The sequence below is a fragment of the Parolsenella sp. LCP21S3_E11 genome, assembly GCF_052118165.1.
Classification (GTDB): Bacteria; Actinomycetota; Coriobacteriia; order Coriobacteriales; family Atopobiaceae; genus Parolsenella.
Map to the genome: position 1 here is coordinate 243,210 of NZ_JBQKHS010000001.1, position 19,460 is coordinate 262,669.

A 19,460-nucleotide genomic window follows, 5' to 3' on the forward strand; every position below is an offset into this window, starting at 1 on the left:
TGGGATTGCTCGTCATGGCAAGCGCGTTTGTCTATGCGCTAATTATTTCGCCGTTCTCCGCCTTAACCACGCGAAATCGCGTTATGCTCACGCGCGCACCACGCATCGCTCACGTAAGTGTCGCACGTTGCTAATGCTCGCGTCTCGCGCTGCTCACATTTGGGTGACGTGCGGGAAGCAAATGGTTAATGACAGAGAAACAACGCCCCGTTAGAGTATTACCGCGTCAGGGATCAGTTCTCAGAAGAGAAAGCGAGTCCATATGGCTTCAAAGGTCACAGAGGAGTACGGCTCTCTAGTCTTCAGCGACTCCGTCATGCGTGATCGGCTGCCCAAGCCCACGTACAAGGAGCTCTCGCGCGTTATCAAGGAGGGCAAGGCGCTCAACCTCGACATCGCCAACGAGGTGGCCCACGCTATGAAAGAGTGGGCGCTCGAGAAGGGTGCCACGCATTACACGCACTGGTTCCAGCCTCTCACGGGTATCACGTCCGAGAAGCACGATGCCTTCATGGAGCCCACTGGTGACGGTCGCGCCTTCGAGACCTTCTCTGGCAAGGCACTTATTCAGGGCGAGCCTGACGCTTCGAGCTTCCCCTCTGGCGGCCTCCGCGCCACCTTCGAGGCCCGCGGCTACACCGCTTGGGACCCGACTTCCCCCGCCTTCATCAAGGACGAGGTCCTCTGCATCCCCACCGCGTTCATTTCCTACACCGGCGAGGCGCTCGACAAGAAGACCCCGCTGCTTCGTTCCTGTGTTGCCCTCGACGCCCAGGCCAAGCGCGTCCTGAAGCTCTTTGGCAAGGACGTCAAGTCCGTCTCCACCACCGTTGGCCCGGAGCAGGAGTACTTCCTCATCAAGGAGGAGGACTACGCTGCCCGTCCTGACCTCATCATGTGCGGCCGTACGCTCTTTGGCTGCGAGCCGGTCAAGGGCCAGGAGCTCGAGGAGCACTACTTCGGCGCCATCCGCCCGACGGTCAACGAGTTCATGAAGGAGCTCGATGACGAGCTCTGGAAGCTCGCCGTTCCGGCGAAGACCAAGCACAACGAGGTTGCCCCGTGCCAGCACGAGCTCGCCCCGATCTTCGAGTCCAGCTCCAAGGCGATCGACCACAACCTTCTCACGATGGAGAAGATGAAGATCATCGCTTCCCACCACGGTCTCGTTTGCCTTCAGCACGAGAAGCCGTTCGACTACGTCAACGGCTCTGGCAAGCACAACAACTGGTCGATCTCCGCTGATGGCAAGAACCTGCTCGACCCGTCCGACACCCCTGAGGAGAACCTGCAGTTCCTCGTCTTCCTCAGCAGCGTGATCGCCGCCGTCGATGATCACCAGGACCTCATGCGTGCGAGCGTCGCCTCCGCTGGCAACGATCACCGCCTGGGTGCCAACGAGGCTCCTCCCGCGATCGTCTCCATCTTCCTGGGCGATGACCTCGCCGCCGTCGTGGACGCGCTGATCAACGACAAGCCGTACACGAGCCACCCGCGTGAGAAAATGGACCTCGGCGTCCCGCAGCTCGCCGACCTCACGAAGGACAGCACGGACCGCAACCGCACCTCTCCGTTCGCCTTCACCGGCAACAAGTTCGAGTTCCGTATGTGCGGCTCTCAGCAGAACCTGTCTGATCCGAACATGGTCCTCAACACCGCCGTTGCCGAGAAGCTCGACAAGTTCGCCACCGACATGGCTGATGTCGCCGAGGCTGACTTCCTCTCCGAGGCTCTCGCCTGGGTTAAGAAGACCCTGACCGATCACCAGCGCATCATCTTCAACGGCAACGGCTATTCCGATGAGTGGCCCGTTGAGGCCGAGAAGCGTGGCCTGCTCAACATGCGCACCACGCCGGACGCCCTGCCGTGCATCGTTGATGAGAAGAACGTCGAGCTCTTCGAGAAGTACCACGTTGCCAACGCCGACGAGATGAAGGCCCGCTACATCTCCAAGGCCGAGCAGTACGCCAAGCTCCTCAACATCGAGGCCAACACGATGGTGTACATGGTCAAGCACATGTACCTGCCGGCGCTGTACGACTACTCTGGTGACATCGCCTCCACCGTTGCCACCAAGGCCGAGCTGGGCATCGCCGCCAAGGCGGAGAAGGCCCTCGTCCAGTCGCTTACCGACAGCATCGATAACATCGCCGAGCTCGTCGCTGACCTCGAGAAGAAGAACGCCGAGGCCCAGGCTCTCGAGTGCCCGACCAAGCAGGACGAGGCCATTCGCGACACCGTCATCCCGGCCATGGACGCACTGCGTGCCGCCGTCGACGCGATGGAGAAGGTCTGCGGTCACGACTACTGGCCTGTCCCGAGCTACAACAGGATCCTGTTCTACGTGTAGCTTCACGATAGTCTTTAGACGCTGAGTTATTGGCGGCCTCGCTTCTGGCGGGGCCGCTTTTTTTATGGTCGTGTGGGTCCGGTAGGCTCCGTGTGCGTCAAGTCGATGTCCGGGATAGCTGCTAGGATGGGTTGAGCAAACGTCGCATGATCGTGTGCGTTCAAGGAGGAACAACATGCCTCGCTTCAAATATCCTGAGTCGGATGACGGCCAGCGTCATTCCGCTTCGAGTGGTTCGGGCTCGCATTTCAAGGGCCAGCCCGCTACGGTTCGCCATGCCGGTGTTCAGCCGGATTCCCACGGGGACGCCCCGGCGAATCCCTATGCCGCCGGCCATGCTGCGTCGCCCAATGCCACAGGCCGCGCCGTGGCTCCCGTTCCCGCTGACCAGACGCAGCGCGCGCCCCAGGCCGGCGCCTATGTTCCGCCGGCGACCAACCCCTATGCCGCGGGTGACCCGTACGCCTCGCCCTATCAGGCGTCATACGAGGACAATCCCTATGCTTCCGGCCCCTCCACGGGCGCGGTCGAGATGGGCCATGAGCAGGTTGGATCGCGCTCCCGTGACGGACGTCGCCACAAGAACACCGCCGGCCAGGGCGTTCCGGGCGCCCCGCGCAAGCGCCGCCGCCGCGTGCCGGCGATCGTCGTCGTCCTCCTCGTTCTTGCCGTTCTTGGCGGAGGCGGGGCCTATCTCTACTTCAACCCGCCCATTTATCGCGTCAACGTCAACGGCACGGATCGCATGGTGCGTGCTGGCTCCACGCTTCAGGACGTCGTCGACGAGGGCTTTGCCTCGCCCACGGCCGGTGACCTTATCGCCGTTGATGGCTCCGTCTGCAAGGAGGGTGGCGGTGACCCCTTCGAGGCAACCGTCAATGGCACGGAGACCGCGGATCCCACGACGGTGGTCCCGCGTCATGCCGTCGTCCAGATCAATGACGGCAACGACACTGACGAGGAGTGCACTGAGACCACGGAGACCCTCCCTCATGGCGAGGGCGGCGAGGACATGAGCTCGTTTAACCTGTATTGGGCAGGCTCGATGCATGTGTACTCGAACGGCGAGGACGGCGAACAGGTAACGAGGACCGGCAACGTCTCTGGTATCTCGGTCACCGAGGTCACGAAGCAACCCGTTGACGCCGGCTACCACGTTTACACGACGAACACCAATGGCGACAAAGTCATCGCGCTGACGTTCGACGATGGTCCCTGGCCCGGCACCACCTCGGAGATCCTCGACATTCTCAAGGAGAATGACGCGCACGCCACGTTCTTCGAGATTGGGAACCAGGTCGCGGAAAACGCGGATGTCGTGAAGCGCATTCATGACGAGGGAAACCAGATCGCCACGCACACGTGGGATCACGCGAGTGGCTCGGGTGGTGGCGTTGACCTTACGAAGATGAGCACTGACGAGCAGATTCAGGAGGTCGACAAGGGCTTCCAGGCCATCGAAGACGTGCTTGGGACCTCGGTCACACGCGTCATGCGCGCGCCGGGCGGCAACTATCACGCCACAAGCAGCGGCAACATCATCACTAACCTTGCCGATCACGTCACGGCTGAGATTGGCTGGAATGTCGATACGGAGGACTGGCGTCGTCCGGGAGCTCAGGCCATTGCGGACAGGATCATGTCCGCTCAGCCCGGAGACGTCGTGCTCATGCACGACGGTGGCGGCGATCGCTCTCAGACTGTCGAGGCGCTCAAGATCGCGCTTCCGCAGCTCAAGGCACAGGGATATCGCTTCGTTACCATTGACGAGCTCATGAGCTCGTATGGCATGCCGAGCGACGACTAACGCTTACGGTTGATCATCGCGGGCCCCAGGCATGGCTTGGGGCTCGTTTTGTCTAGGGGAGGGTTTATGCCGCGCGAGACGAACGCCGCCAAGCGGGCGCGCGCAATCGAGTTCTGCGACCGCCTGGAGGAGATGTACGGGCGAGTCGAGTGCTTTCTCGACCATGAGAGCCCCTATCGCCTCGTCATATCTGTGCTGCTTTCCGCCCAGACGACGGACGCACAGGTCAACAAGGTGACGCCGGAGCTGTTTCGTCGCTGGCCCTCGCCCGAGGCCCTTGCTGCCGCCTCGCCGGAGGAGGTCGCCGAGGTCATCCGCAGCCTGGGCTTCTACAAGAGCAAGGCGAGGCACGCCGTCGAGGCCGCGCAGATGATCGTGAGCGACTATGGCGGGGAGGTGCCGCACACGATGGCCGAGCTCACGCGCCTGCCGGGCGTGGGGCGCAAGACCGCCAACATCGTGCTCAACGTGAGCTTCGGCATCGTCGAGGGCATCGCGGTGGACACGCACGTGAACCGCATCGCGCACAGGTTGGCCCTGAGTCCCAAGACGCACGAGAAGGAGCCGCTCAAGACCGAGCAGGACCTGCTCAAGCTGCTGCCGCGCGAGTATTGGCGCGACGTCAACCACCAGTGGATTCGCTTCGGGCGTGAGGTTTGCAGCGCCAAGGCCCCGCGTTGCGCTGAGTGTCCCATGGCGGATATTTGCCCGAGCGTTGGGAAGTGCTAGCCGCTTCGAACGCGTGACGCGCGGATCACGCCGGGCTGTGGGCGGCGTGCGGCGTGCTCGAGCACGGGCTCGGGCACGTCGGGTTGATGTGGCTCGGATGTCGAATCGTCCGCGTGTCAGGGTTCCCACGTACAATGGACGGCGGACAACACGAGCGAGGGAGACGCCGATGACGACTGAGAACATGGCCGAGAAGAACGTGGCAGCTGCATCCGTGCCTGGGGGCACCGAGTTCGCTGCAACCGCGCCTGAATCCGCCGAGGCCGCCGCCGAGGACGCCGCCTCTGCGCCTGTCACCGCGCCCGATGCCCCCGAGCGCCGCGTCATCGCCGTTATCGATGGCAACTCGCTCATGCACCGCGCGTTCCACGCCATCCCACCTACGATGACCGCGCCGGACGGCCGCCCCACCAACGCCATCTTCGGCTTCGTGTCGATGTTCGTGAAGCTCGTCGAGAGCTTCCGTCCCAACGGTGTGATCTGCGCGTTTGACAAGGGCAAGCCACGCGTACGCATGGAGATGCTCCCGCAGTACAAGGCTCAGCGTCCGCCGATGGATCCGGTCCTGCACGAGCAGTTCCCCATGGTCAAGAATCTGTTGCGCTCGATGGACGTTCCCGTGGTGGAGCTCGAGGGCTGGGAGGGTGATGACATCCTCGGCACGCTCGCTCGCCGTGGCGAGGCTGCCGGCTATGACATGTACCTTGTCACGGGCGACCGCGACATGTACCAGCTGGTCACGGAACACGTGAACGTCGTCTCCACGCGCAAGGGCGTCTCAGACGTGAATATCATGACGCCGGAGAGCGTCGATGATCTCTACCACGGCATCACCCCGGAGCTCGTTCCGGATTTCTACGGACTCAAGGGCGATACCTCGGACAACATTCCCGGCGTGCCGGGCATCGGTCCCAAGAAGGCAAGTGCGCTCATCTGTCAGTACGGTAGCCTGGACGAGGTCATCGCCCATGCGGACGAGGTTAAGGGCAAGATGGGCGAGAGCCTCCGCGCCCACATCGACGACGCCCTGCTCAGTCGCAAGGTCGCGACCATTCGCACGGATGCGCCTATCGAGCTCGATCTGTCTACGGCGAAATTTCCCACGTTTGACGTCGAGACGGTCCGTGCCGCCATGGGCGAGCTGGGCTTTACGGGTATGACGGCCCGCGTCCTCGCCCTCGCAACGGCGGAGGGCGACGCCGCTGCGGCGAAGCCCGCGTTCGTGCTGCCGAAGGTCCTCTCGGGCTCCGCTCTTGAGGAGGCACTTCGCGACGCCGGTGAGGCGGGGGAGTGGGTCGGTCTCGCCCTCGGCGAGGCCCCCGCGCAGACGACGCTGTTTGATTCCGCGCCTGAGCTTATGGTCTGGGCGAGCTGCGAGGCTGGCATGGGCAAGCTCGAGGGCGACGCGGCTTCTGCGCTGCTCGTCCGCGCGCTCGAGGGTTGGCGCGTCGCTTCGGGCGACGTGAAGGCCCTCATGCACGCCGTCTACCCGAGCGATTCCTCGGTTGCGCCGGCGGTGAATGAGGACGGCAGCCCCTTTGATCCCGCCCTTTGCAACCCGGCCAACCTCTTCGACACGGGCGTGGCTGCCTACCTCCTCGATTCCTCCAAGGGTTCGTATCCCGTGGCAGAGGTGGCCGAGCGCTATCTCGAGGGAGAGCTGCCCGAGGCAACCGATGCTGTTCCCACCGCCGCCGTCGCCGCGACGGCGAGCCGCGTACTCGTGCCCGTCCTGCGCGAGGCGCTTGAGCGTGACGGCTCCGCCCAGCTGATGGACCAGATGGAGATGCCGCTCGTGGGTGTACTCGCACGCATGGAGCGCATGGGCCTCGCTGTTGACCCCGAGGTTCTTGCTGCCCAATCGCGCGAGCTGGGAGCGGACATCGAGGAGAGCCGCCAGAAGATCTTTGCCGCCGCCGGTCGCGAGTTTAACGTTGATAGTCCCATGCAGCTCTCCGGTGTGCTTTTTGATGACCTGGGGCTACCCACGGCGGGTCTCAAGAAGACCCAGCGTGGCTACTATTCCACCAACGCCAAGGTGCTCGAGGACCTCGCCCGCACGAACGACGTGGTTGCCGAGGTGCTCGCTTACCGCGAGAAGGCCAAGATCAAGAGCACCTATCTCGACGCCCTTCCCGAGCTCATCGCGGGCGACGGCCGCATTCACACCAGCCTCAACCAGACGGTTACGGCGACGGGCCGCCTTTCGAGCTCAAACCCCAACCTGCAGAACATCCCGACTCGCTCCGAGCTGGGGCATCGCGTGCGCACGGCCTTCAAGGTGGCTCCGGGCAGCGTGTTCCTCGCGTGCGATTACTCGCAGATCGAGCTGCGCCTGCTCGCGCACCTCTCTGGCGACGAACATCTCATCGAGGCCTTCTGCGAGGGCGAGGACTTCCATGCCGAGACGGCCGCCCGCGTCTTTGGCGTGCTCGTGTCCGAGGTCACGCCCGTGATGCGCAGCCGCGCCAAGGCCGTGAACTTCGGCATCGTCTACGGACAACAGGCCTACGGCCTCTCCACGTCGCTTGGTATCTCGCGCGCGGAGGCGCAGGGGATGATTGACCGCTACTTTGCGGCTTATCCCGGCGTGCGCCGCTATCTTGACGAGACCGTCGCGCTTGCCAAGCGCAATGTCTGGGCGTCCACGATGTACGGTCGCAAGCGTCACGTTCCGGACATCTTGGCGCGCAACGCCAGCCTGCGCAACTTTGGCGAGCGCACGGCGATGAACCACCCCATGCAGGGCACCGCGGCAGACATCATCAAGCTCGCGATGGTCGCGGTAGACGCGCGCATGCGTGAGGAGGGGATGACGAGCAAGCTCGTTCTCCAGATTCACGACGAACTCGACTTCGAGGTGCCGGAGGCCGAGCTCGAAGCAATGAGCGCGCTCGTCAAGGAGACCATGGAGGGCGTGGTGACGCTGAGCGTCCCGCTGGTGGCCGAGGTTTCCTACGGTGAGGATTGGGCGGCCGCGAAGTAGTCGTGGTGCCTGGGCAGCGATAGCCGTTACCACCGCGAGGGGCGCGATTCCCGGGTGGCGACGGACGCTGCCGCCGCGAGGCACGCATGGCGTCAGTCGGCGTATTCAGTCAACAAACACGAGGGGAGCGTATGAGGGTCGTTATCTATACGGATGGTTCTAGCAGGGGCAATCCTGGTCCTGGTGGCTTTGGGGCGGTGCTGCGCTATACCGATCCGGCGGGCGTCCTTCATGAGCGCGAACTCTCGCAGGGCTATGCGCGCACCACGAACAATCGCATGGAGCTTATGGCTGCCATCGCTGCACTCGAGGCGCTCAAGCGTCCGTGCGAGGTGGAGGTCCACAGCGACTCGCAATACGTCGTGAACGCGTTCAACCAGCGTTGGGTCGATGGCTGGCAGCGCCGCGGATGGAAGAACGCCAAGAAGGAGCCAGTGAAGAACCCGGACCTCTGGAAGCGTCTGATCGCGGCTGCCAAGCCCCATGACGTGCGCTGGGTATGGGTTCGCGGGCACGCGGGCGCCGAGCTCAACGAGCGCTGCGACCAGCTTGCCGTTGCCGCCGCAACCGCGCCTGCCGCCCAGCTCCTCGAGGATGAGGGCTTCGAGGGGTAGGGATTGCGGGCTTGCCGTGACGCCGCTCGCCCCGCTGCGCTCGGCGGGACGCCTGCTCGCGCGTTTCGTTCGCCGTGGCCACCCCATGCGTCAACAAGCATCCACATCCGCCGCGACAGCCCTCGTCATGTCACAGAGGCAGGGTATAGTAGACCCTCGCAATTCGTACCAACCGCTGGAGGCACCCATGATCGTCCGCCTGAACAAGGCCGTCCTGCACGTCCTCGACCTCGACTCTGCCGTGAGCGTCATCTCTAAGGCCGAGCTTGACCTCGAGGAGAAGCCCGTCAAGTCCTATGTGCAGAGCATCTGCCGCAAGTCCCTCGGCTCGACGGACTGCCGCCACGGCAAGTTCGGACAGGACAACGCCCTCGCGACCCAGGTGAGCCGCTACCTCCATGGCGCGGATGAGTTCGTTCCGCTGACGGCAACCGTGGCGAGCTTCCTGTTCGGTGAGCTCCAGCGTGCGGATGGTGCCCGTAGCACGGACCTTCTCATGACGGATTTCCTCGATGGTGACGATACGCGCTACATCGGCCTTTTCCTCCTCGAGGGCAAGAAGGCCTTCGTCCATGAGGTCAGCCAGGCTGGCTCGATGGTGAGCTGTGACATCGTTCGTCGCTATGGCGTGCTGCCCGCCGCCACCCAGAAGCTTGCGAGCTGGGCCCTCGTGCGTGCGGACAACCTCGAGATTGCCTATGTCGACAAGCCGCGTTCCATCGACGGCCAGGACACGCTGCTCATCCCCGAGGGTCTGCTCCAGTGCAGCTCCGAGGCGAGCGCTCGCGAGACGATCGACTGCGTGACCGAGATCGTGGAACAGGTCGCCGAGGAGCACGGTGCCAATGCCGCCCTGGCTCTCTCCCGCGCCAAGGCCTATGTCGCCGAGCAGGTCGACGAACAGGATTCCTTCTCGCGCGATGGCCTCGCGGAGAAGGTCTTCGAGGACTCTGAGCCCGCGCGACGTGCCTTCGAGACTGCGGCTGACGTGCGTCACCTGCCGGAGCGCGTCGCCGTCGATCGCCGTGCCGTCGCCCAGAAGCGCGTGCGCTGCCACCGCATCGTGACGGACACCGGCATCGAGGTCTCGTTCCCGGCGGAGTACGGCGATGACCCGGAGTTCATCCAGTTCTCCACCGAGGCCAACGGCCTCATCTCGATCGAGCTCAAGAACATCGGCAGCATCGAGAACAAGTAGGCGCCACGCGTGCCTGGTGCGCGCGACCGCACTCGCGTGCGGCGGGCATGCAGGAGGTGGCCGGAACCCGCGCGCCTGGTGCCCGCGCCTGGCCACGAAGGCTATCATTACCCTCTACGCATTGATTTCCTTAGCCATCGGAAGGCATACGATGAGTGCATGGACGTCCTACAAGGGCTCTATCTACCAGCAGCTCTTTGGCAATTTCTTCGAATACTTCCGCAAGTACTGCGGCGACCAGGACTTCTCCCACTCAGCGTGGCTCGAGCACGAGCTCGGTAGGCATCGCCTGGCGTTCAACTCCTACTATGACGCGCTGGACAACGAGGCGGCGCGGTTCGCGACCGTCCTTACTACCCGCGGGTTCGTCTCCGCGTGCTGCTTACATGCGACGGGTACCGTGAGCGGAGGCGACGACGGGGTGTGGCGAATCGAGCGAGACGGCGAGAGCCAGGCCTTCCCGTCTCCTCTGACCTACGTTCGCCGTCAGAAGAAGTTCCTCGGTGGATTCATCGAGAGGGACGTGACGTACGTGATCGTGTTCGATGACGGGACGGACCTTACGGGCGTCCGTTGCGCCTGTCCCGTCATGCATATGAGTGAGCTCGTGGACTTCCTCAAGGGCCTCGGCGGCGTTGCCTCAGAGGCTGAGATAAAGGGCGCCTTCGATGCGTTCAGACTCGCCATCGCGAACGGCGGCACGCGATAGCCCACCTTCAGGTGGATTGAGGATGACGGTCGCATCCTCTGCCTCGCTGCCTGGCGCGGGCACGCGGCTCGCGGGCGCACCTGGGCGCGGCCTGTCCGGCGGACGGTGGGCTAGGACGTCTCCTCGAGCAGCTCGATGACCTCGCTCGCGACGCTTCTCTCGGTCAGGCCGCAGCAATTGAGGAGGTCTTCTGGCTCATAGCGATCCGGGAAGCCATACGGCAGGCCGAAGCCGCGCACGCGCGCGTTGGTGGGGCCGAGGATACGGGCGATGTGGCTGCCAAAGCCGCCGTCGAGCACGCCGTCCTCGAGGGTCACCACGACGCGGTTCTCGTCTGTGAGCGAGTACACCCAGTCGAAGTCGATGCCGCATGCGTAACGCGGGTTGACGAGCGTGACGTCGATGCCCTTCTCCGCGAGGAGGGCCACCACCTTCTCGCCCAGGGGCATGGTGGAGCCAAGCGCGAGAATCGCGGCGCCGCTCGTGCCCTCGTGGACGATCTCGGGAATGCCGAAGACGTAGCCGCCGTCAGGAATCTCGACGCTCGGGCGGGAGACGACGCCGGCTCCGGGCACGCGAATCGCATACGGGCCACGGCGGCAGTCGATCGCCCAGTCGAGCATGGCGAGGTACTCCTCGCGGCACGTGGGCGCGAGGTAGGTGAGACCTGGCATGTCGCTGAGCATTGCGATGTCATAAAAGCCCAGGTGAGTGGCATCGGTCGTGCCAAAGGCGCTCGAGCCGAACACAAGGACCGTGATCGGCGCGGCGTTGAGGCAGACGTCGTGCCAGAGCTGGTCATACGTGCGCTGGAGGAAGGTGCCGTAGACGCCGTAGACGGGCTTGGCACCGCCAACTGCGAGGCCGGCGCATAGCGTGACGGCGTGCTCCTCCGCGATGCCGACGTCGACGAACTGCTTGCCTGCCGCGGCGCGACGATCGGGCGTGAATCCCATCATGTAGGGCGTGGCTGAAGAGACGGCAACAAGTTGCTGGTCAGAGGCCATGCGCTTGAGTAGATACTCACCCGTGATGTCCGCATAGGTGGCGGGCGGGGTGATTACGATGCCGCCGCTCGCACGCCCGCCGGAGAGCTTCTCGCCAGTCTCCGGGTTGAAGGGGCCGACGTGATGCCAGCTCTCCTCGTTTTCCTCCGCCGGGGCGAAGCCGAGGCCCTTGCGGGTGTGGACGTGGAGCACGACGGGGTGGTCGCAGCCGCGCAGGCTCGCGAGGGCCTCCTCGCAGGCGGCCTCGTCGTTGCCGTCCTCGAGGTAGCGATAGTCGAGGCCCATCGAGCGGAAGTAGTTGTCCTTGGCGTGTCCTCGCGTGGCGCGCAGCTCGGCGAGGTTGGCGTAGATGCCACCGTGGTCCTCGGAGATGGACCACTCGTTGTCATTCACGACGATGATGAGGTTCGTGCCGAGCTCTGCCGCGTTGTCGAGACCTTCGAAGGCGAGGCCGCCGGACAGCGAACCGTCGCCAATGACGGCGACGACGTCATAGGTGTCTCCCGCGAGGTCGCGTGCCTTCGCGAGGCCAAGCGCGAGGCCCACCGAGGTCGAGGTGTGACCCATGGAGAAGTGGTCATGCTTGCTCTCAACGGGGCTGGCGAATCCGGAGACTGCGCCCATGAGCTCTGGGTTTATGAATGCCTCGGCACGGCCGGTGAGCATCTTGTGCGCATAGGTCTGATGGGAGACGTCGAACACGATCTTGTCTCGAGGGGAGTCAAAGACGCGGTGGAGCGCCACCGTAAGCTCGACGACACCAAGGTTGGGGCCCACGTGACCGCCCACCTTGGCGCAGGTCGCAATGATGGCGGACCTGATTTCCTCGCAGAGGGGACGCATCGCTTGGGCGGGGAGAGCGCGAACGTCTGCCGGTGTGGCAATGCCCTCGAGATACATGTGCCCTCCCATCATCTGACCTGCGGTTTCTTGAATCGTGCTAAAAAGTGCGCCTATTTAGGGCGCATAAACATATAGATTGGCACATTTGGGGAAAGAAAGTGTGGTGGGGATGTGCCAGCGGCAGAATAGTGTCGATTGGCGAGGTTATTTTAGGGGGCGATGGCGTTGACGAGTGGTCTGATGCATGAAGTCGCGAGCCACGTGGGCGCTGAGGCCGCGACGGCGGCGGGCACCGCGGGCACCAAAGCCGCGAAGGCCGCGGACGTCGCGCGTGACCCCGCTGCCCCTGTTCGTCCGTCGCGCGCCCGTACGACTGCCCCCGAGGTTGCCACCGAGGCGGCTCGCCTCGAGCGTGAGGGCCGTCTCGGCCTTTGCCGCGAGTTCGTCCAGCATGGAGATGTGTCCGTGTACGAGCATGTGGTGGCGGTCGCGGTTGAGAGCTGTCGCATGGCGGACGCCCTCGCGCGTCATGGCATCGCGGTCGATCGGCCCTCGCTCGTGCGCGGGGCGCTTCTCCACGATTACTTCCTCTATGACTGGCACGATCCGGATCCGAGCCATCGGCTCCATGGGTTTCGCCACCCGTTCTTCGCACTGCGCAATGCGGAGGACGATTTCACCTTGGGCGAGCGCGAGCGCAACATCATTGCGAGGCACATGTTTCCGCTGGTACCGATGCCACCCACGTGTCGGGAGGCATGGATTGTGTGCGGCGCTGACAAGCTGGTTGCCCTGCGCGAGACGCTCGATTCGCGTGTGCCGAAGCGCCTGCTTCCCCGCTGGCTCAAGGAGGCCGGTCGATGAGTCCTGAATCCGCCGCGATGATCCCGCTTCTGGCGGCATCCGTGCCCGCCGCCCCGCTTTCGGGACTCTTCATCTCGTTTCTCGTCTATAGCTTTGCCGGATGGCTCTGGGAGTCCACCGCCTGCGCGATGATGAATCAGGGGCGCTTCGCCAACAGCGGCTTCCTGCTTGGGCCCATCTGCCCGATCTACGGCGTGGGCGCTCTCGCGTGCTGGCTCTTCCTCCGCGAGATTCCGGACGTCTTGTCGCAGTTCCTCGTGTCGGGCTTGCTGTGCTGCACACTCGAATACGCGGTGAGCGTCATGCTCGAAGCGACGACGGGCGCGCGCTTTTGGGATTACGAGGACAAGCCGGCCAACATCAACGGACGGGTTTGCCTCTACGGCTTCCTGATGTTTGGCGCCGGCGCGGTCTTGATCTGCCGTGTGTTCGAGCCTGCGCTTCTCGGCGTGCTCGTGAATGTGCCTGTTGTCGCGCTCGAGGCGGTGGCGGTGGTGTGCGCGATAGCCCTCGTCGTTGATTTGGTGTTTGCCATGGCGAGCTGGCGTCGCCTGTCCACCCAGCTCGAGTCGCTGCGCACGCAGATCCAGGTCAGGATTGACGAATCGATGGGCGAGGCCTCCGAGCGCATGCTCGAAGCGCTGCCGGAACCCGTGGTAGAGGGTGCCGCCGAGGTCTATGAACGCACGCGCGACGCTGCCGGGGACCTTGTCTCGAAGCTTGATCCGCGCGTCGTCGCGGCTGGCATTGGCCAGGCCACGCAGATGCTGCGTGATGGCATCGCGGAGCACGGAGGCGAGGGCCGCCTGGCCGAGCTCCGTGCCGCCGGCGAGAACGCGCGTCTGAGGCATGCGGCCTCGAATGCCCAGGCGACGGAGTGGCTCAACTCCGCCGCCGAGTCGCTCGTGTCGCGTCTTGGCAGGCGAGACCTGCGATTCTTCAATGCGTTCCCGCGCATGTGCATGAAGCGCTACGAGAGCGTCATCAATCGTGCCGGCATCCGCGAGCGCGTGAGGGAGCTGTTCGAGCGCTAGGTGGTGCGGTGAGGCCGTGATTGCCGGCGCCGCCGCTACGGCTGTGGTTGCTAGCGCCGCACGAGGTTGCGCAGGGGCTTCTCGGCTTCAAGGCTAGTGCCGCACGAGGTTGCGCAGGGGCTCCCCGGCTTCGAGGTGGGCGATGTTCCCCGCGACGATGTCCACGATGTTGTCGAGGACCGTGAAGAGGTGGAACCCGCCGGAGACATGCGGCGTGATCAAGAGGTTGGGTGCATCCCAAATCGGGCTGTCCTCCGGAAGCGGCTCCGGCGAGGTGACGTCGAGCGCGGCACCTGCGAGGTGCCCGCTCATGAGCGCCGCGACCAGGTCGTCCGCGACGACGAGGTCTCCGCGGCCGCCGTTGGCGAAGAAGGCGCCCGGGCGCATCGCCGAGAAGAACGTGGCGTCCACAAGGCCTTGCGTTGCCGGTGAACTCGGCAGGAACGATGCGACGACGTCCGCCTCGCCAAGAATCTGCGGCAGCTCGTCAATAGGGTGGACCGTCTCGAAGCCGGCAGGCACCTCGCCGCCGTGACGGTTCGCGCCGGTGACGCGTGCACCCATCGCCTGGCAGAGCTGAGCGAAGTGGCTGCCGATGTCACCCGTGCCCAGAACGAGGACTCGTGCGCCGGCGAGGGTGGTGACCGGGCCGAGGTCGCCCCAGTCATGGGCGTGCTGTAGATCGTAGTAGCCCGGGAGGCGCTTCATGAGGGCGAGCGTCATCGCGAAGAGATGCTCGGAGACCGCCTGACCGTAGGCGCCGACGGCGCAGCACAGCGCGAGGTCTGCCGGAAGGGTGCCCGCGGCAAGGTAATTGTCATAGCCGGCCGTGTTGAGCTGCAGCAGCTTGAGCGAGGTTGCCTCGGGGAGACGCTCGGGCGAGAGGTTGCCCACGATGACGTTCGCCTCGGCGACCTGGTCGCTGGTGGGGTTTCCGAGCATGGCGCCCGGCTTGGGCGTCACATACGTGAAGCGCGCGTGCGGGGCAGATGCCTCGAGTCGAGTGCGCTGCTGTTCATTGAACGGCGGAAGGACAAGGACGTTAAGGGTACTGCCGGGCATGGGCTCTCCTCTCGTGGCGCTATTCTCGGCCGTATCCTACGCACACCACGGATAGGCCCGTGCGTCGGCGCGTATTGCTTAACGGCCTTGCAAGGTTCTCTCGAGTCATATGCGGGGGATGGACTCGATCCATTTGTGAGAGATGGATTCTCTTGCCCGTAGCTTTCCGTATGAAGCACTTGTGAGGAACGGCATCTTAGATGTTGACGAGTCAACAACAGACCGGTAGGCTCTTCTGCCTATAAGATGTTAACACGTCAACAAGCGTCACGCGAAAGGGGTGCCAAGCCTTGTCCTTCCGGATTCTCGGTACGGGATCTGCCCTTCCAGAGCGCGTCGTCACCAACGACGACCTGTCGGATTTCCTCGACACCTCCGACGAGTGGATTTTCACTCGTACGGGTATCAAGGAGCGCCGTATCTGCACGGAGGAAACCCTCGACGACCTTGCGATGGAGGCGAGTCGTCGAGCTCTCGACATGGCGGGCGTCGCCGCTGGGGACCTCGACCTCATCGTCTGCTCGACCACGACGGGCGACCATCTCGTTCCCGCGGAGGCGTGTGCCATCGCCGAGGGCTTGGGCGCCAACTGCGCGGCGTTCGACGTCTCGGGAGCCTGTGCGGGTTTCGTCCTCGCCCTCGACGTCGCCGATGGCTTCATGGCCCGCGGCCGTGCCTCGCGTGTCCTCGTGGTCGCCGCGGAGCAGATGAGCCGCATCCTCGACTGGGAGGACCGCGCGACGTGCGTTCTGTTTGGCGACGGTGCCGGCGCGGCCGTCATCTCTGCTGACGAGGGCGAGAGCCCCCTCGCGATGAGCTTTTCGACGACGCCCGACGTTGCCTCCCTGAACGTTCCGGGCGTCTCCGGAACCTGTCCGTTCAGGCCGGCGAACCATGCCGCGAGCACCCTTTCCATGGATGGCCGTCGCGTGTTCCGCTTTGGCGTCGGCGCCATCTGTGACGCCGTCAAATCCCTGGCGGGCCAGGCCGGCGTCGCGCTCTCTGATATTGACCACTTCGTATTTCACCAGGCGAACGAGAGGATCCTCTCCGCCGCCGTCAAGCTCCTGGGCGTGGACTACGCGCGCGTGGTCCGCACCCTCAGGAGTACGGGGAACATCTCGAGTGCCTGCATTCCGCTCGCGCTCGACAGCCTCGTCCGCTCGGGCGAGCTCGAGCGCGGAGAGCTCGTTGCGCTGGTCGGCTTTGGGGCTGGCCTTGACACGGGGGCCTGTCTGCTTCGCTGGGAGCAGTGACTCGCATAGCAAGAACCAATCGGCAAGACAAACGCCAACGCCCAAAGGGCAAGCAAAGGAGAAGAACATGGCTACTGACAACACCTTCGAGCGCGTCTGTGACATCATCCGCGACAACGCCGGCGACGACACCGTCGAGCTGACTCGTGACACCACCATGGCTGAGCTCGGCCTCGACAGCCTCGCCACCGTCGAGGTCGTCGTCGCCATCGAGGGCGAGTTCGACATCGAGCTTGACCAGTCCGTCAACCCGGAGACCGTCGGCGAGTTCGTCGACCTGGTCGAGGCCCAGCTGGAGAAGTAACGATGCTGAAGACTCCTCTCTGCGACGTCCTGGGCATCGAGAAGCCCGTCTTCCAGGGCGGCATGGCCTGGATCGCCGACGCGTCCCTTGCCGCCGCCGTCTCCGAGGCGGGCGGCCTCGGCATTATCGCCGCCATGAACGCGGACGCCGAGTGGCTCCGCGAGCAGATTCATGAGCTGCGTCGCCTCACGGACAAGCCGTTTGGCGTGAACGTCATGCTCATGAGCCCCTTTGCGGACGAGGTCGCCCAGGTCGTCATCGACGAGAAGGTCCCGGTGGTCGTCACCGGTGCCGGTGATCCGCGCAGGTTCATGAAGGGCTGGCTCGCTGCCGGCATCAAGGTCATTCCGGTCGTCGCCTCGGTGGCCCTTGCCAAGCTCGTCGCCCGTGCCGGCGCGACCGCCGTCGTGGCGGAGGGCACGGAGTCCGGCGGCCACATTGGCGAGCTCACCACGATGGTCCTCGTTCCGCAGGTCGTCGATGCCGTTGACGTTCCCGTCGTCGCGGCGGGCGGCATCGCCGATGGCCGCGGCGTCGCGGCCGCCCTCATGCTGGGCGCCCAGGGCGTCCAGGTTGGCACGCGCTTCCTCGTGGCGGACGAATGCACTGTCTCCGAGGAGTACAAGGAACTCGTGCTCAAGGCGAAGGACATCTCCACCCGTGCCACGGGCCGCACGACGGGCCATCCGGTCCGCGCGCTCAAGACGCAGTTCAGCAACGCGTATGCGAGGCTCGAGGCGGAGGGCGCGAGCCCGGAGAAGCTGGCGGAGGTCGGTACGGGCGCGCTCCGTCGTGCCGCCAAGGACGGCAACGTCAAGAACGGCTCGTTCCTCTGCGGTCAGATCGCGGGCATGGTGCACGAGCGCCAGAGCGCGCGAGAGATCGTCGATGACCTGGTCGAGGGCGCGCAGGAGGTTCTCTCGGGGGCGGGCCGATGGGTAAGGTAGCCTTCCTCTTCGCGGGCCAGGGATCCCAGCGCCCGGGCATGGGCGCGGGCATTGCCAGCGTCTCTCCCGCAGCTCGAGCCGTGTTCGAGGCCGCCGACGCCGTGCGCCCCGGGACTTCCGCCCAGTGCTTCGAGGGTACGGCGGAGGAGCTGTCGCAGACCGCGAACACGCAGCCCTGCGTCTTCTCCGTGGACCTCGCCTGCGCTCGCGCCCTTCTCGAGCGCGGCGTTCGCCCTGATGTCGTGGCTGGATTTTCCCTCGGCGAGGTGGCGGCGCTGACCTTCGCCGGTGCGTTTGACGACGAGGAGGGCTTTGCTCTCGTGTGCCGTCGTGCCGAGCTCATGGCAGAGGCGGCCGCGGCTCATCCCGGTGCCATGCGCGCCGTGCTCAAGCTCGACGCCGTCACGGTGGAGGAGCTTGCCTCCCGGGCCGGGGCGGACACGGACGGCGCCTGCTGGCCCGTGAACTACAACAGCCCGCTTCAGACCGCGGTCGCGGGCTCGCCCGCTGCCTGCGAGAGGCTCGACGAGCTCGTGCGCGAGGCTGGCGGTCGCGCGGTGAGGGTGGCCGTCTCGGGTGCCTTCCACAGCCCGTATATGGCCGCGGCGGCCGAGGGCCTGGCTGCATACCTCGAGACGCACGAGCCCGCGGCGACGCAAGTGCCCGTTGTGGCCAACCGCTCCGCTCGTCCGTATCCCCTTGGCGCGAGCGAGGCCGCGGCGCTTCTGTCCGAGCAGGTGAAGAGCCCGGTGCGTTGGGTCGAGACCCTGCACTGGATGGCGGACGCCGGCGTGGACACCTTTGTGGAGGTTGGTCCCGGTAAGACCCTCCAGGGGCTCGCCAAGCGGACGCTCGAAGGTGTCTCGGTCTCTGGCGTCGAGACGCCAGAGCAGCTCGAGGCGGTTGCTGCCGCGCTTTGCGGAGGAAAGGACTCAAGCGATGGACAACGGTAGGGAAGGGGCGCTCGCACGCGAGGGGTCGAGGCGCGTCGCCCTCGTGACGGGAGCGTCGCGCGGCATCGGTCGCGCCATTGCCTGTGGGCTTGCTTCCGATGGTTTTGACGTCGCGCTCGTCTATGCGGGAAACGCCGAAGCCGCGGCGGAGGCCGTCGCCGAGTGCGAGGCGGCGGGTGCCACGGCGCGCGCCTATCGCTGTGACGTGGCCAACGCCGACGAGGTCAAGGCGACGGTCAATGCCGTCCTAGCGGACTTCGGGTCCGTCTGGGCGCTCGTCAACAACGCGGGCATCACGCGCGACACGCTGCTCGCGCGCATGAAGGACGAGGACTTCGCGAGTGTGATCGGTGTGAACCTCACCGGCGCCTTCAACATGACGCGTGCCCTCACGCGTGCTTTCATGCGCCAGCGCGGGGGCCGCATCGTGAACATGTCGTCGGTCGTGGGCCTTATGGGAAACGCGGGACAGGCGAACTATGCCGCGTCGAAGGCGGGTCTCATCGGCCTTACGAAGTCCGTAACGCGAGAGCTCGCCGGTCGAGACGTGACCGTCAACGCGGTGGCGCCCGGATTCGTGCGCACGGACATGACCGCGGCGCTGCCCGAGCAGGTCCTCGAGCGATACGAGGGCCAGATTCCCCTGGGCAGGCTGGCAGACCCGGACGAGGTCGCGGGCGTGGTCCGTTTCCTGGTTAGTGACGCCGCGGCGTACGTGACGGGCGAGGTCATTCGCGTAGACGGCGGAATGGCGATGTAGAGAGGGGCCGGGGTGCCTCGGTCTGGTTTGGAGAAGA

At 64.9% G+C, this 19,460-nt stretch carries 16 protein-coding genes; 14 read left to right on the top strand and 2 right to left on the bottom strand.

Annotation, left to right across the window (positions count from 1 at the left end):
• Positions 1-262 precede the first annotated feature (262 nt).
• The 7 genes from ACTQ1Z_RS01055 (at position 263) to ACTQ1Z_RS01085 (ending at position 10,393) form a co-directional block, all read left to right on the top strand.
• Entirely contained in the window at positions 263-2,350 is a 2,088-nt protein-coding gene (locus ACTQ1Z_RS01055) for a glutamine synthetase III family protein (RefSeq protein WP_441858056.1), read from the top strand.
• A gap of 175 nt (positions 2,351-2,525) precedes the next feature.
• Positions 2,526-4,157 carry a polysaccharide deacetylase family protein gene (locus ACTQ1Z_RS01060; protein ID WP_441858058.1) on the top strand — a complete coding sequence of 544 codons (1,632 nt, stop codon included), beginning with the start codon at positions 2,526-2,528 and terminating at the stop codon, positions 4,155-4,157.
• 66 nt (positions 4,158-4,223) lie between these two features.
• Positions 4,224-4,886: an endonuclease III gene (gene nth / locus ACTQ1Z_RS01065; RefSeq protein ID WP_441858060.1), complete on the top strand. Its 663-nt coding sequence runs from the start codon at positions 4,224-4,226 to the stop codon at positions 4,884-4,886.
• 169 nt (positions 4,887-5,055) lie between these two features.
• Positions 5,056-7,872, top strand: coding sequence for a DNA polymerase I (polA, locus tag ACTQ1Z_RS01070; RefSeq protein ID WP_441858062.1), 2,817 nt, complete (start codon positions 5,056-5,058; stop codon positions 7,870-7,872).
• Between the two features lie 131 nt (positions 7,873-8,003).
• Complete coding sequence (gene rnhA, locus ACTQ1Z_RS01075; RefSeq protein WP_441858064.1) at positions 8,004-8,486, top strand: ribonuclease HI; 483 nt, start codon at positions 8,004-8,006, stop codon at positions 8,484-8,486.
• A 187-nt stretch (positions 8,487-8,673) separates the two neighbouring features.
• Positions 8,674-9,684: a nucleoid-associated protein gene (locus ACTQ1Z_RS01080; RefSeq protein WP_293836301.1), complete on the top strand. Its 1,011-nt coding sequence runs from the start codon at positions 8,674-8,676 to the stop codon at positions 9,682-9,684.
• Between the two features lie 151 nt (positions 9,685-9,835).
• Positions 9,836-10,393, top strand: a complete 558-nt coding sequence (locus ACTQ1Z_RS01085; RefSeq protein WP_320680033.1) for a hypothetical protein — start codon at positions 9,836-9,838, stop codon at positions 10,391-10,393.
• Between the two features lie 110 nt (positions 10,394-10,503).
• Here the strand turns inward: ACTQ1Z_RS01085 and ACTQ1Z_RS01090 are convergent, their stop codons facing one another.
• Positions 10,504-12,300 carry a 1-deoxy-D-xylulose-5-phosphate synthase gene (locus tag ACTQ1Z_RS01090; protein WP_441858067.1) on the bottom strand — a complete coding sequence of 599 codons (1,797 nt, stop codon included), beginning with the start codon at positions 12,298-12,300 and terminating at the stop codon, positions 10,504-10,506.
• A 183-nt stretch (positions 12,301-12,483) separates the two neighbouring features.
• Here ACTQ1Z_RS01090 and ACTQ1Z_RS01095 point away from each other — a divergent pair, with 183 nt between their 5' ends.
• Together ACTQ1Z_RS01095 and ACTQ1Z_RS01100 are read left to right on the top strand one after the other, a co-directional pair.
• Positions 12,484-13,107, top strand: a complete 624-nt coding sequence (locus ACTQ1Z_RS01095) for an HD domain-containing protein (protein WP_441858069.1) — start codon at positions 12,484-12,486, stop codon at positions 13,105-13,107.
• Complete coding sequence (locus ACTQ1Z_RS01100) at positions 13,104-14,141, top strand: putative ABC transporter permease (RefSeq protein ID WP_441858071.1); 1,038 nt, start codon at positions 13,104-13,106, stop codon at positions 14,139-14,141. The genes ACTQ1Z_RS01095 and ACTQ1Z_RS01100 overlap by 4 nt, the downstream gene beginning before the upstream one ends.
• 93 nt (positions 14,142-14,234) lie before the next feature.
• Here the strand turns inward: ACTQ1Z_RS01100 and ACTQ1Z_RS01105 are convergent, their stop codons facing one another.
• The gene (locus tag ACTQ1Z_RS01105) at positions 14,235-15,203 is read right to left on the bottom strand and encodes a D-2-hydroxyacid dehydrogenase (protein ID WP_441858073.1); all 969 of its coding nucleotides are present in this window, start codon (positions 15,201-15,203) and stop codon (positions 14,235-14,237) included.
• Between the two features lie 290 nt (positions 15,204-15,493).
• Here ACTQ1Z_RS01105 and ACTQ1Z_RS01110 point away from each other — a divergent pair, with 290 nt between their 5' ends.
• The 5 genes from ACTQ1Z_RS01110 (at position 15,494) to fabG (ending at position 19,423) form a co-directional block, all read left to right on the top strand.
• Positions 15,494-16,459 (top strand): beta-ketoacyl-ACP synthase III, encoded by a 966-nt coding sequence (locus ACTQ1Z_RS01110; protein WP_441858075.1) that lies wholly within the window; start codon positions 15,494-15,496, stop codon positions 16,457-16,459.
• A gap of 67 nt (positions 16,460-16,526) precedes the next feature.
• Entirely contained in the window at positions 16,527-16,763 is a 237-nt protein-coding gene (locus ACTQ1Z_RS01115) for an acyl carrier protein (RefSeq protein WP_293814687.1), read from the top strand.
• Between the two features lie 2 nt (positions 16,764-16,765).
• Positions 16,766-17,710, top strand: coding sequence for an enoyl-[acyl-carrier-protein] reductase FabK (gene fabK, locus ACTQ1Z_RS01120; protein ID WP_441858078.1), 945 nt, complete (start codon positions 16,766-16,768; stop codon positions 17,708-17,710).
• Complete coding sequence (locus ACTQ1Z_RS01125; protein ID WP_441858080.1) at positions 17,698-18,663, top strand: ACP S-malonyltransferase; 966 nt, start codon at positions 17,698-17,700, stop codon at positions 18,661-18,663. The genes fabK and ACTQ1Z_RS01125 overlap by 13 nt, the downstream gene beginning before the upstream one ends.
• Positions 18,650-19,423, top strand: a complete 774-nt coding sequence (gene fabG, locus ACTQ1Z_RS01130; protein ID WP_441858082.1) for a 3-oxoacyl-[acyl-carrier-protein] reductase — start codon at positions 18,650-18,652, stop codon at positions 19,421-19,423. The genes ACTQ1Z_RS01125 and fabG overlap by 14 nt, the downstream gene beginning before the upstream one ends.
• Positions 19,424-19,460 lie beyond the last annotated feature (37 nt).

What these genes read in the sequence shown, in the direction of transcription:
- ACTQ1Z_RS01055 (WP_441858056.1), top strand. Translation starts at nt 263, where the DNA reads ATGGCTTCAAAGGTCACAGAGGAGTACGGCTCTCTAGTCTTCAGCGAC.
- ACTQ1Z_RS01060 (WP_441858058.1), top strand. Translation starts at nt 2,526, where the DNA reads ATGCCTCGCTTCAAATATCCTGAGTCGGATGACGGCCAGCGTCATTCC.
- nth (WP_441858060.1), top strand. Translation starts at nt 4,224, where the DNA reads ATGCCGCGCGAGACGAACGCCGCCAAGCGGGCGCGCGCAATCGAGTTC.
- polA (WP_441858062.1), top strand. Translation starts at nt 5,056, where the DNA reads ATGACGACTGAGAACATGGCCGAGAAGAACGTGGCAGCTGCATCCGTG.
- rnhA (WP_441858064.1), top strand. Translation starts at nt 8,004, where the DNA reads ATGAGGGTCGTTATCTATACGGATGGTTCTAGCAGGGGCAATCCTGGT.
- ACTQ1Z_RS01080 (WP_293836301.1), top strand. Translation starts at nt 8,674, where the DNA reads ATGATCGTCCGCCTGAACAAGGCCGTCCTGCACGTCCTCGACCTCGAC.
- ACTQ1Z_RS01085 (WP_320680033.1), top strand. Translation starts at nt 9,836, where the DNA reads ATGAGTGCATGGACGTCCTACAAGGGCTCTATCTACCAGCAGCTCTTT.
- ACTQ1Z_RS01090 (WP_441858067.1), bottom strand. Translation starts at nt 12,300, where the DNA reads ATGTATCTCGAGGGCATTGCCACACCGGCAGACGTTCGCGCTCTCCCC.
- ACTQ1Z_RS01095 (WP_441858069.1), top strand. Translation starts at nt 12,484, where the DNA reads ATGCATGAAGTCGCGAGCCACGTGGGCGCTGAGGCCGCGACGGCGGCG.
- ACTQ1Z_RS01100 (WP_441858071.1), top strand. Translation starts at nt 13,104, where the DNA reads ATGAGTCCTGAATCCGCCGCGATGATCCCGCTTCTGGCGGCATCCGTG.
- ACTQ1Z_RS01105 (WP_441858073.1), bottom strand. Translation starts at nt 15,203, where the DNA reads ATGCCCGGCAGTACCCTTAACGTCCTTGTCCTTCCGCCGTTCAATGAA.
- ACTQ1Z_RS01115 (WP_293814687.1), top strand. Translation starts at nt 16,527, where the DNA reads ATGGCTACTGACAACACCTTCGAGCGCGTCTGTGACATCATCCGCGAC.
- fabK (WP_441858078.1), top strand. Translation starts at nt 16,766, where the DNA reads ATGCTGAAGACTCCTCTCTGCGACGTCCTGGGCATCGAGAAGCCCGTC.
- ACTQ1Z_RS01125 (WP_441858080.1), top strand. Translation starts at nt 17,698, where the DNA reads ATGGGTAAGGTAGCCTTCCTCTTCGCGGGCCAGGGATCCCAGCGCCCG.
- fabG (WP_441858082.1), top strand. Translation starts at nt 18,650, where the DNA reads ATGGACAACGGTAGGGAAGGGGCGCTCGCACGCGAGGGGTCGAGGCGC.